The organism is Blastococcus capsensis (assembly GCF_030165005.1).
GTDB lineage: Bacteria > Actinomycetota > Actinomycetes > Mycobacteriales > Geodermatophilaceae > Blastococcus > Blastococcus capsensis.
The window spans coordinates 1-12,028 of sequence record NZ_JASNNW010000022.1; the positions used below are offsets into that span (position 1 = coordinate 1).

Below are 12,028 nucleotides of genomic sequence, written 5' to 3' on the forward strand. Positions count from 1 at the left end.
GGGTTCACCGGCTTCAAGACCGCCACGGCCGAGGAACTGCCCGAGGCGGTCGCGGTCATGGACCCCTTCCACGTGGTCCGCCTGGCCGGCGATGCGCTGGACCGGTGCCGCCGACGGGTCCAGCAGGCCCTGCACGGCCACCGCGGCATGAAGAACGACCCGCTCTACCGCGCCCGGCGGACGCTGCACACCGGCGCCGACCTGCTCACCGACAAGCAGACCCAACGCCTTCGAGCCCTCTTCGCTGCCGATGAGCACGTCGAGGTCGAGGCCACGTGGGGGATCTACCAGCGGATGATCGCTGCCTACCGAGAAGACGACCGGCGGCGCGGCCGCAAGCTGATGATCGACCTGATCGACTCGGTCAGCACCGGCGTGCCGAAGTCGCTCAGCGAGGTCATCACGCTGGGCCGAACGCTGAAGAAGCGCGCTGCCGACGTGCTGGCCTACTTCGACCGGCCCGGTACCTCCAACGGACCGACCGAGGCGATCAACGGACGACTCGAGCACCTCCGAGGCTCCGCGCTCGGGTTCCGCAACCTGACCAACTACATCGCCCGATCGCTTCTCGAGACCGGCGGGTTCAGGAGTCGACTACACCCTCGATCGTGAAGAGCCGGCAAAGCTCGCCGCTAAGACAATGCGTCCGATCGAGTGCTTGGGTTATTGCAAGAGATTGGCAGCGTCCATCGCCCGAAAGAAGGCATACCTCGCGGACCCTTCCCAGCCCAGGAACAACGATTCTGAAGTTATCCCCATGAGCTCCAGGTCGCGGAGGGCGATTGACGCTTCTCGCCGTGGCAGCTCATACTTCCAGAGCGTCGGCTCCGGCACATTGGCATTAGTGAAGTACAGCTTGAAGTATTCCTCAAGACTACTCTGCAGTGAACGATTAACAGTGAAGCTTCCTTGTTGATGGTAGGCGCGCGGGTTGTTCAGAAGATCCGTCGCTACGGTTTCAACACCCGCCCCGGCACTGAGGGCAGGCGAGTCTCGGCGCAAGGCGAAGATTGCGCAATTGGCTTCGTCCTCCTCATCCTCCTCAACATTCGATTGCCCTTGCGCCCAACGGGTGCTGGAGAAGGCAAAGAAGGCTGCCACATACGGGCTGCCGCTCCAGTCGAGCAGACGAGTCGGAGCCCCGTAGTGCTGCATCAGAGCGAGGACTTCCGCATCATTTCCAGGTAGAGGGCTCTCGCCTTTAGCTCTCGTCCGAAAGCTGCTGAGCATGGTCTCGTGGATCTGCTGGCGCACCTGGGTAGCTACATGCGAGAGGATCCTATCCAGGCTGGCCGTGAGGGGCCAATTAGCGTTGCCCTGACCTCTGAAGACGAGGTCCTTGCACATTACGCCTTCGCAGTGGCCGTCCAGAATGTCGTCCGACACAAAGGCCTTGAACTCGCTCCAGGCCTCGAACTCCCTGGTGATGTACCACTTAGTTGAAGCAGTCACGCTTCCCCCGTCGGCTCAGAAGGGCGCCTCTTCGGCGTGCTCGATCCTCCTGGTCAGATCGAACAAGATGGGATTCCAGCGGTAGAGCGCGCTCGGCGCCAACCTTGGGAGCACATGCTGCGAAGAGCTGGACAGGGAGAAGTAGTGCGATCCGTTCTGATCCACATACCCCAGCAGCCCTTGCTGCCAGAGGATGTCGGCAAGACGCACTGGTTGCCCGAAAAGCTCTTCCGCACATGAGGTCAGTCTTTTTACACCGTCGGCATGGAAAACCTCGCTACCTGTCGTCTCGATGCAACTCAGCACGTGACCCTGAAACTCCGCTAGCGTATACTCTTGGGGTTGTAGATATATATTCTCGAAGTCGTGATCAATTGCCTCCGCAGGCAGGAGATCACTGATCGACTGATTAGCGCACGTCGCGATCTGTGCATTAGCGAATCCACGTGATCTCTCAGCCACCTTGGCACGAATAAGTTCCGGGGTAATCTCACTTCGCTCGTGCGTGGCGATAACGCGGCAGAAGTCGTTGCCTAAAACGATAATATCCCGAGGCACCAGACGGGTGTGCCGTAGCAGGTAATCCTCAAGTAATTCATGGGCGGGGTTGGGTCGCCCGTTGGCTATCGTCTTGTAACCCAGCCATGATTCGACTGTCCGGGACTGCGGGTCGATAAAGTATCGAGAGTCCAGCGTGCGCAGCTTGTGACGAAGAAGCTCTCGAATACTATCCCGGTTCCAGTCGAGAATGTTGATATGGGTTTCATCGAGGTAGCGCAGGGAGTTCTCGCTGGTCCTAATGGAGGCAAAAGTAATGTCTCGGATAGCGACGACCACGTGGAGTCTCTGGCTCAAGACATGATCGCGAAGGAGGTCCATGACGGTGTAGAACAGGCCGCGCTGGCATTGGGTCCAAAGCGTGGGCGCCCACCTGTACGTGTCGTCTAGCGAGTCCACATACAAGAATATCGGCCGCGACTGTGCGATCATCTCCGCAAGAAGCGCCTCGACATCAGTCCAATCCGAGGCATTTAAGAACCGCGAGAGACGACCCTTGTTGTCTATAATCTCCTTTGCGCTGTCTACCACACTTCTAGGACTCTTCGGCGTACCTAGGAAGTCAGAAAACTCTGTTAGCGCTTCCAAGCCGTGAGGCGGTAGGTGGGGCCTGAGGATTTTCGAGCAAGCAAGGTGTGAAGCGGCACTGCGTACGATTGCCCTTCGCCACAGCAGTTTCCACTGCTCGGTGTTGGCGCCAACGATGCGAAGGCGCCGTACGAAGTACGCAAGATCTGCGCTTTGGAGCCGTGAAGGATTCGAAGCTGGCTCAGCAGCATACGTAGAGGCGTTATGCTGAACCTGATAGTTTTGCATCCTCCGCAGATACAGGGACTTCCCAGCCCCTAGTTTACCGATCAGCACTCGGACCCGCGCATCTGACGGGCTCCGGGCGATGCCGCCATGTCGCTCCGGAAGACTTATGAAGGAACTGGTCGCATCTTCCAATTGTCCTATCGCGCCATCGGGAATGCCGAACGGCTCTTCCTTCTGGGGGCGGTGACTCGTAGTCATCTCCGACCTCTTCGCCTAAGAAGATTGGCCGGAGGCGGACATATACAGCACCAACCCGTTAGGCGACTGGCGTCGTGAATGCTATTCGTCATCTGTTGACCTTCTCTCGCTGCGCGGCGGGCCTCGACGGGCTTAGGCAGGCGCCACGCTATGACGATCGGAACTCGTTCGTAACGTGTGGCCGCGCGCCGTGCTAGTCGATCATGCAGGGTTGTCACGAGAGCCTGGGAGTGTGCGGACGGGCCTAGAGTTATGTCGCAGCTCAGCGGCATACGTCCGCGGGAAGATGGGGAGCCGGGGAACTGCGCCGGCTGGGAGGGTCCGCGGAGCTGAGGTCCGCGCGGACGAGCCGCTCCAGCCCCGTGCATCGAAGCGCAGTGGTGTGTTAGGCGTGACTGGCCGGCGCGGCGGCCGGGCTGGGCAGGGGTTGGCGCGCTTAGCCCGGGGCTTTCACGGTAGAGCGGCGTGAGCGGGTGTTGATCAACTGAAAAGTGCTCCTGACCAGCAAGGATGTGTCTTGTCTAGGGACATATCCGAAGCGATCGAGGAGCACCTTCCAGGTGAAGAAGCGTAGCCGGTTCTATCCCCGCGTCCAGGTCGACACGGCCGAGGTGCCTGCGGTCGGTTCCGCCGGCGGGGTGTTGCTGACCGACACCGTCGCCGCCGCAGGCCTGGACGCCGCACTCTCGGCGGCGTTGACGCCCTGGCGTAAGCCGCTGGCGATCCACGATCCGGGCAAGGTCGTCCTCGATCTGGCGCTGACCCTGGCGTTGGGCGGGGACTGCCTGGCCGACATCGCCCTGCTGCGCGCCGAGCCCGGCGTCTACGGCCCGGTGGCCTCGGACCCGACGGTCTCCCGCACGATCGACGCCCTCGCCGCCGACGCCCCCGCGGCGCTGAAAGCGATCAACACCGCGCGGGCGGCGGCCCGCGCGCAGGTGTGGGCCCTGGCCGGCGAGCACGCCCCCGACCACGCCGCCGATGCCGCGGCGCCGCTGACCATCGACATCGACGCCACCCTGGTCACCGCACACTCGGAGAAGGAGCAGGCCGCGCCGACGTTCAAGCGCGGGTTCGGGCACCACCCGCTGTGCTCCTTCCTCGACCACGGGGCAGAGGGCAGCGGGGAACCCCTGGCGGTGATGCTGCGAGCGGGCAACGCCGGCTCCAACACCGCCGCCGACCACATTGCGCTGACTCGCCAGGCGTTGGCGCAGCTGCCTGGGCACCGGCCGGGCACCCGGCCCGGCCGCAAGATCCTGATCCGCACCGACGGGGCCGGGGCCAGCCACAAGTTCCTGGACTGGCTGGCAGGGCAGCGGTTGTCCTACTCCATCGGCTTCGGCCTGCCGGCCAACACCGCCGACCTGCTCACCCAGATCCCGGCCGAGGTGTGGACCCCGGCCTACGACGCGAACGACCAGATCCGCGACGGCGCCTGGGTCGCCGAACTCACCGGCCTACTCGACCTCACCGGCTGGCCGCCCGGGATGCGCGTGATCGCCCGCAAGGAACGCCCCCATCCCGGCGCGCAGCTGCGGATCACCGACGCCGACGGGCTGCGGGTCACCGCCTTCGCCACCAACACCACCCGCGGCCAGCTGCCCGCACTCGAGCTGCGACACCGCCGCCGGGCCCGAGCCGAGGACCGGATCCGCTGCGCCAAGGACACCGGGCTGACCAACCTGCCGCTGCACGACTTCGCCCAGAACCAGATCTGGTGCGCCATCGTCGCCCTGGCCTGTGAGCTCACCGCCTGGATGCAGATGCTCGCCCTCACCGACACCGCCGCTCGACGGTGGGAGCCCAAACGGCTGCGGACCAGGCTGTTCACCGTCCCGGCGACCTTGGCCCGCACCGGCCGCCGCCGGCTGTTGCACCTGGCCGAGCACCACCCGTGGGCCGTCGTCGTCCGCGACGCCGTCGGCCGGCTACGCGCCCTGACTGCCGGACCGGTGCACGCTCCCGGCTGACGCAGCCCTCATCGTCTCGACGACCTGATCGACACCGGACCGTGGAACCGGCGCCCACCCGAGCGACCTCGGCCGAACCGTCACACCCCAATGCCAAAATCGCGCTCGGCGGCCCACCGAACCGCTTCCCGATGATCACCGGCCGTCGGACGAAAGATCCGGGTTAGGGGAATGTGTTCGGAGGGACGCGAAGTCGGCTACTCGACGCAGCGTCCGGCGTCCTGACCGCCACAGCTGAAGACAGCGCGAAGTTGTCCGTGCGGTCAGCTAGCTTGATCGAGACGACTCCAAGATCGCCGCGGGCGCGTGCGCGGCGGTGTCCGTCACCGACTGAGGAGCTTCAGATGGCGTTCCAGACCCCCCGCAGCATCGAGGAAATGCTTCTCGCGATCCACAAGCGGGACTACCTTATGCCCGCGATCCAGCGGGAGTTCGTGTGGGGCACGGAGCAGATCGTGAAGCTGGTGGACAGTCTCATGCGGGGCTATCCCGTGGGCTCTTTCCTTCTCTGGCAGGTGGAACCGGCAACCGCGCAGTCCTACACGTTCTATGAGTTTCTGACCAACTACCACGAACGCGACAACCCTTACGCGGACAAGGCCACAGTGGTGTCCGGCTCAGGCGCCACCGCCGTGCTCGACGGGCAGCAGCGCCTGACCTCGCTCAACATCGCCCTCTACGGCAGCTTCGCGGAGAAGAAGAAGTACTCCTGGTGGAACAGTGCAGACGCCTTCCCCACCAAGCGCTTGTACCTGAACCTCACTGAGAAGCCGAAGGACGAGGAGTTGGGGCTTAAGTACGACCTGCGCTTCCTCACCGACAAGGAGGCGGCACCGGAGCAGGATGCCGAGGACAAGTGGTTCAAGGTAGGTGACGTCCTCAACCTGCCCAACGCCGGTCCGGCCATGATGAAGGAGCTGGAGCAGCGGCGAATCGGAGGATCCAGTGAACCCTTCCAGCGCCTCTACGACCTGTACGAGGCAGTGCGGGTGCTTAAACCCATGAACTATTTCCTGGTTTCGGACCAGGACCCGGACAAGGTGCTGGAAATATTTGTCCGAGTGAACAGCGGCGGCACCACACTTTCCTACTCCGACCTGCTTCTTTCCATGGCCACAAACCAGTGGCAGGGGCTGGACGCACGGGAGGAAGTGCGCTCACTCGTTAGCGACCTCAACGCCAACGCTGGGCGGCAGTTCTCTTTCTCCAAGGACGTGGTGCTGAAGACGGCGCTGTCCATTGCCGGGGTGGATGTGCGCTTCAAAGTCAGCAACTTCACCCAGGTCAACATGACCAAGGTGGAGCAGGCGTGGCCACAGATTAAGGGCGCACTCCTGCGGGCAGCCACTCTGCTTCAGCAGTTTGGCTACAACGAGCGCAACCTCACCGCTGACAGCGTCATCATGCCCATCGCCCACTACCTGCACCTGCGGGAGGCGACGGACTCCTACCTGGACTCCAGCGCCGACGCCACCGACCGTCTCGCACTTCAGCAGTGGGTGACGCGCTCGCTCATCAAGCGCGGCATCTGGGGGTCCGGTCTCGACACCACTCTCACCCGCATCCGGGACGTGCTGACAGCAAACGGCACTGGACCGTTCCCCGTCGCTGAGGTGGAGAGCGCCATGGCGGCGGTGGGTAAGGGCCTGTCCTTTACCCCCGCTGAGGTGGACGAACTCCTCAACCTCAAGTACGCAGGTCAGCGCACTTTCTCTGTGCTGTCCGTCCTCTACCCCGGACTCGACCTGGGCAAGAAGTTCCACGAGGACCACATCTTCCCGAAGTCTCGCTTCACCCGTAAGCGCCTCGAGGCGGCTGGTGTCCCCAGCGACAAGGTGGAGGCGTACACGGAGACCGTGAACCTCCTGCCCAATCTGCAACTGCTCGCCGGCACAGCCAACATCGAGAAGCAGGATGTGCTCCCCGCCGACTGGATCGGGTCAGACACCGTCTTTCCCACCGAGGAGAAGAGGCAGGGTTACCTCAGGGAGAACGATCTGGACGGTCTGCCCCTCGACCTAGCGAACTACCTCGACTTCTACGAGCAGCGCAAGGCGCGGGTGCGGGAACGCCTCGTTAAGGCGCTCGGTGGGTCGCCCGCGGCGGCGGAGATCGACGAGTAGTCCGCGGCGGCAGGACAGCTGCCCCGCCTCGGACTCAGGTCAGGGTGTCGTTGGCGCCCTCGAGGCGCCGGAAGAGGAACTGGCAGGTGCCGCACCACCAGCTCAGCTCGAAGGCGGGCTTCTCGCGAAGGAACAGCACCCGGCGTCCGACGCCGTCGCTGGGCGGTCGCTGCTCTTCGCCGAACCCAGCCGGGGTGTCGAGCCGCCCAGGGACATCACTTCGCCGGCCGCCAGGAGCACGTCGTCACGCTAGCTCGGCCAGATCCCACGCCCGGAGATTCCGGACCCGACAGAGCACCACTGACTACTCTCGGGCCATGAGTCGTGCTAACGAACGGCGATTCTAGTTGCAGTTCTGGTTGCAGTTGGCCCAGATCGATCTTGGTTCGCCTCCGTTCGCTGTCGTCCGGCGAAGCAGCAAACTCACTGCTCAGCAGGCCTTTTCGGACCTCAGCGGACGCCGGCGGACGTCATCAGGTCGGCCTGGCAGTGTGGGGGTCAGGGGTTCGAGTCCCCTCAGCTCCACCCCGATCACTCAGGGCGTCCCTCCTCCGGAGGGGCGCCCTGAGTCATCTCCGCCCTCCCGTGGCTGCGGGACGGCGCCTGAACCTGTTGCCGCGACATCGCTCCCTCGCGGGAGCGACGGGGCCGGGGATCGATCACGGCGGTGCCGGCGCACGTCGCCCGTACGGTGACCACACCGTGTGTGGCGACGAGTGTGCGCCGCGTGTGGTCGCCCGGTGGCCGCCTCGCGTCCGACCGTGACGACGTGGCGGGCCTCCGCCCGGGTCCGGGATCGGGCGTCCGGACCTGGAACGCCCCGGCGGAGGGATCGTGCGGGAACCCCAGGAGCCGGACATGTCCGGTGGGCGCGCACGCCGCTCCACAGCAGCCGTGACGACGGGCGCGCACCCGCCCGTCGTCACGGTCGCGGTCGCGCACGAGGTCGTGGAGAACGGAGCTCGCGGCCACCGACGACTGCCGGAGGGGCGTTCGGGATGACCGGTCGGTCAGCGCCGGCTGTCCAGGTGGGCGGCGAGGCTCCCGGCGAACCCTTCGGCGACCGCGAGCTGATCGCGCAGTGCCGTGACCCGCGCGGTCGCAGCCTCGTGGAACATCCGGAGCCGGTCGAGCAGCTGCGCACGGTCGCCGTCGTCGGAGTCGAGTTCGGTCAGCAGACCGAGCAGCTCCTGCATCTCCTCCAGCGAGAAGCCCAGCGGCTTCATGCGCTTGATGACGTCGAGCCGCGCCACGTCGTCCTGGCTGTAGAGCCGGAAGCCGCCCTCCGAGCGGGCGGTGGGCAGCACCAGCCCGTTCTCCTCGTAGAAGCGGATGGTCCGCAGGCTCAGGCCGGTGCGTTCGGCGACCTGTCCGATCTGCATCAGCTCGCCGCGAGGGGTACCGGTCACCTCTCCTGCACAGGCCACCCGGTTGCCGGCCGCTGCACTGCGCATCAGTGCGCACCAGCCAGCTGGCCGGTGTGCCGGTCGAAGCGGTCGGCGGAGTGCCCGGTGAGGCCCACGATCTCGACCGTCTTGCCGCGGGTCTCGTACTTGTGGGTGATCGCATCGAGAGCGGCGACGGTGGACGCGTCCCAGATGTGGGCGTTCGACAGGTCCACGACGACGGACGGCGGGTCGTCGTTGTAGTCGAACTGGGAGACGAGGTCGTTGCTGGAGGCGAAGAAGAGCGCCCCGTGCACGTTGTAGATCCGGGTTCCCTCCCCGTCGGTGACGCTGGTGACCTCGACCAGGTGGGCGACCCGGCGGGCGAAGAGGACGCAGGCGACCAGGACCCCGACGCCGACGCCGATGGCGAGGTTGTGGGTGACCAGGGTGACCGCGACGGTGGAGAGCATCACCGTGGTCTCGCTGCGGGGCATCCGGTGGATGGTGCGCAGGCTGTGCCAGTCGAAGGTGGCGATCGACACGAAGATCATGACGGCGACCAGGGCGGCCATCGGGATGATGGCGACCACGTCGCCGAGGACCACCACGAGGGTCAGCAGGAAGATGCCGGACAGGAAGGTGGAGAGCCGGGTGCGGGCGCCGGACTTCACGTTGATCATCGTCTGGCCGATCATGGCGCAGCCACCCATGCCGCCGAAGAGGCCGGAGGCGACGTTGGCCACGCCCTGGCCCCAGGACTCCCGCGTCTTGTCCGAGCCGGTGTCGGTGAGGTCGTCGACCAGCTTGGCGGTCATGAGCGACTCCATCAGCCCGACGAGGGCGACGCCGATGGCGTAGGGGGTGATGATCGCCAGCGTCTGGTAGGTCAGCGGGATCTCCGGCAGCCCGAAGAACGGCAGGCTGTCGGGCAGCTCGCCCTGGTCGCCGACGTCGGGCAGCGCGAGGCCGGCCACGACGGTGAGCCCGGTCAGCACGATGATCGAGATCAGCGGTGCGGGGACGACGGCGGTCAGCCGCGGGATCAGGAAGATCATCGCGAGGCCGGCGGCGACCATCGGGTACACCAACCACGGGACGTCGATCAGGTGCGGCAGCTGGGCGGCGAAAATCAAGATCGCCAGCGCGTTGACGAAGCCCACCATGACGCTGCGCGGGATGAACCGCATGAGCCGCGCGACGCCCGCCGCGGCCAGCAGGATCTGCAAGACGCCGCCGAGGACGACCGCGGCGAACAGGTACTGGACGCCGTACTCCAGTGCCAGCGGGGCGACCACGAGGGCGATCGCACCGGTCGCAGCGGTGATCATGGCCGGTCGGCCGCCGGTGAACGCGATCACGACGGCCATCACGAACGAGGAGAACAGGCCCACCCGCGGATCGACCCCGGCGAGGATGGAGAAGCTGATGGCCTCGGGGATCAGGGCCAGGGCGACGACGAGGCCGGCGAGGACCTCGGTGCGCGCGACCGACGGCGAGAGCCAGGCGGGGCGCCCCAGACGTGGCTTGGGCAGGGTGGGCAGTGCAGAGGGCATGGGTCCGTCTCGTTCGGTGCGCCGTCGTCGGCGCAGGCGGGGCAGCACCGGAAGGCGGTGCCGGATCGGGGGGCGGGTGCGGCTGTGCACCCGGGAAGCCAGGCTCGGTCCGGTGGCAGGAACAGGGGTAGGGATGTGCCGACCCGTAACGTTCGGTGCCGCCGGGGGCGTCGCTGGTGTCAACGGCAGTCTGCCGGGAACTCGTCCCTCACGTCAGGGTTGGGCGATGAGCCGTTCATCACGTCCGGCCCCGAGGCCACAGGTGGCGCAGGAGCCTCAGCCACACTGCGCGCACCGCCCGCCGGGGGCGCAGGTCATACCGGGAGGAAGGCACCATGGACATCACCGCGACGCCGGAGTGGCGGGCTCTCGAGGAGCACCGCCGCGCCGTCGGGGAGATCCACCTGAGGGAGCTCTTCGCGCAGGACCCCGACCGCGGGCGGCGGCTGACGGCCCTCGCCGGCGATCTGTACGTCGACTACTCCAAGCACCGGGTCACCGACGAGACGCTGCGGCTGCTCGTCGCGCTGGCCGAGCGGGCGGGGCTCCATGAGCGCATCGCGGCGATGTTCCGTGGCGAGCACGTCAACACCACCGAGGACCGCGCCGTGCTCCACGTGGCGCTGCGCACACCGGCCGACGCCTCGCTGGTCGTCGACGGGCAGCAGGTCACCCGCGACGTGCACGAGGTGCTGAGCCGGATGCGCACGTTCGCCGACCGGGTGCGCTCGGGGGAGTGGCGTGGGCACACTGGGCGGCCCATCCGGACCGTGGTCAACATCGGCATCGGTGGCTCCGACCTCGGGCCGGCGATGGCGTACACGGCGCTCCGCGACTCCGCCGACCGCGGGCTGACCGTGCGGTTCGTCTCCAACATCGACCCCACCGACTTCGCCGAGGCGACGCGTGACCTCGATCCGGCGGAGACGCTGTTCGTCGTCAGCTCCAAGACGTTCACCACGCTCGAGACCCTCACCAACGCCACGGTCGCCCGCGACTGGCTGCTCACGGCCATGGACGGGGACGAGGCCGCGGTGGCCACGCACTTCGTCGCGGTGTCGACCAACACCGGTGCCGTCCGGGAATTCGGCATCGACCCGGCGAACATGTTCGAGTTCTGGGACTGGGTCGGCGGCCGCTACTCCCTCACCTCCGCCATCGGGCTGTCGCTCATGGTGGCGATCGGCCCGCAGGCCTACGACGAGATGCTGGCCGGCTTCCACACCGTCGACGAGCACTTCCGCACCGCGCCGTTCGAGGCGAACGTGCCGGTGCTGCTCGGTCTGCTGAACATCTGGTACGGCAACTTCTTCGATGCCCAGACCCACGCCGTCCTGCCCTACAGCCAGTACCTGTCCCGGCTGCCGGCCTACCTGCAGCAGCTGACGATGGAGAGCAACGGCAAGTCCGTCCGCGCGGACGGGCAGCCGGTGACCACGGCTACCGGCGAGGTCTACTGGGGGGAGCCGGGCACCAACGGGCAGCACGCCTTCCACCAGTTGCTGCACCAGGGGACGTCGCTGGTGCCGGCGGACTTCATCGGATTCGGTGAGCCCAACCACCCCGTCGGCGACATGCACGACCTGCTGATGGCCAACATGCTCGCCCAGTCCGCGGTCCTGGCCTTCGGCCGGACCGCGGAGGAGGTGGCCGCAGACGGCACGCCTGCGCCGCTGGTGCCGCACAAGGTCATGCCCGGCAATCGGCCGAGCACGGTCATCCTGGCGCCCCGTCTGATCCCGGCGACCTTCGGGCAGCTGGTCGCGCTGTACGAGCACGTCGTCTTCACCCAGGGGGTGATCTGGCAGATCGACTCCTTCGACCAGTGGGGGGTGGAGCTGGGCAAGGTGATGGCCCGTGAGCTGGCCCCTGCACTGACCGGCCCGGAACCGTCGCGGCTGGAGCAGGACCCGTCCACCGCCGCGCTGGTGGCCCACTACCGGCGGCTCCGGGGCCGGACGGCCTGA

General features: G+C 66.2%; 8 protein-coding genes. 4 read left to right on the forward strand and 4 right to left on the reverse strand.

The features are described 5' to 3' along the window. Positions 1–612 (forward strand): ISL3 family transposase (locus QOZ86_RS16870; RefSeq protein ID WP_284493131.1); only part of this gene is annotated, 612 nt, incomplete at its 5' end. A 51-nt stretch (positions 613–663) separates the two neighbouring features. On the opposite strand, the gene QOZ86_RS16875 is transcribed toward QOZ86_RS16870, so the two are convergent. Continuing rightward, positions 664–1,452, reverse strand: a complete 789-nt coding sequence (locus QOZ86_RS16875) for an FRG domain-containing protein (RefSeq protein WP_284493132.1) — start codon at positions 1,450–1,452, stop codon at positions 664–666. Between the two features lie 15 nt (positions 1,453–1,467). Next, positions 1,468–3,024 (reverse strand): P-loop ATPase, Sll1717 family, encoded by a 1,557-nt coding sequence (locus QOZ86_RS21275; RefSeq protein WP_431521230.1) that lies wholly within the window; start codon positions 3,022–3,024, stop codon positions 1,468–1,470. A 560-nt stretch (positions 3,025–3,584) separates the two neighbouring features. Between QOZ86_RS21275 and QOZ86_RS16885 the strand changes: the two genes are divergently transcribed. Continuing rightward, positions 3,585–4,997 (forward strand): IS1380 family transposase, encoded by a 1,413-nt coding sequence (locus QOZ86_RS16885; protein WP_284493134.1) that lies wholly within the window; start codon positions 3,585–3,587, stop codon positions 4,995–4,997. Positions 4,998–5,341: 344 nt separating this feature from the next. Further along, positions 5,342–7,120, forward strand: a complete 1,779-nt coding sequence (locus QOZ86_RS16890; protein ID WP_284493135.1) for a DUF262 domain-containing protein — start codon at positions 5,342–5,344, stop codon at positions 7,118–7,120. Between the two features lie 1,010 nt (positions 7,121–8,130). On the opposite strand, the gene QOZ86_RS16895 is transcribed toward QOZ86_RS16890, so the two are convergent. Then, entirely contained in the window at positions 8,131–8,574 is a 444-nt protein-coding gene (locus QOZ86_RS16895; RefSeq protein ID WP_284493136.1) for a MerR family transcriptional regulator, read from the reverse strand. Continuing rightward, positions 8,574–10,061: a SulP family inorganic anion transporter gene (locus QOZ86_RS16900; RefSeq protein ID WP_284493137.1), complete on the reverse strand. Its 1,488-nt coding sequence runs from the start codon at positions 10,059–10,061 to the stop codon at positions 8,574–8,576. Before QOZ86_RS16900 ends, QOZ86_RS16895 begins: the two co-directional genes overlap by 1 nt. A 335-nt stretch (positions 10,062–10,396) precedes the next feature. Here QOZ86_RS16900 and pgi point away from each other — a divergent pair, with 335 nt between their 5' ends. Continuing rightward, positions 10,397–12,028: a glucose-6-phosphate isomerase gene (pgi, locus tag QOZ86_RS16905; protein WP_284493138.1), complete on the forward strand. Its 1,632-nt coding sequence runs from the start codon at positions 10,397–10,399 to the stop codon at positions 12,026–12,028.

What these genes read in the sequence shown, in the direction of transcription:
- QOZ86_RS16895 (WP_284493136.1), bottom strand. Translation starts at nt 8,574, where the DNA reads ATGCGCAGTGCAGCGGCCGGCAACCGGGTGGCCTGTGCAGGAGAGGTG.
- QOZ86_RS16890 (WP_284493135.1), top strand. Translation starts at nt 5,342, where the DNA reads ATGGCGTTCCAGACCCCCCGCAGCATCGAGGAAATGCTTCTCGCGATC.
- QOZ86_RS16900 (WP_284493137.1), bottom strand. Translation starts at nt 10,061, where the DNA reads ATGCCCTCTGCACTGCCCACCCTGCCCAAGCCACGTCTGGGGCGCCCC.
- pgi (WP_284493138.1), top strand. Translation starts at nt 10,397, where the DNA reads ATGGACATCACCGCGACGCCGGAGTGGCGGGCTCTCGAGGAGCACCGC.
- QOZ86_RS21275 (WP_431521230.1), bottom strand. Translation starts at nt 3,024, where the DNA reads ATGACTACGAGTCACCGCCCCCAGAAGGAAGAGCCGTTCGGCATTCCC.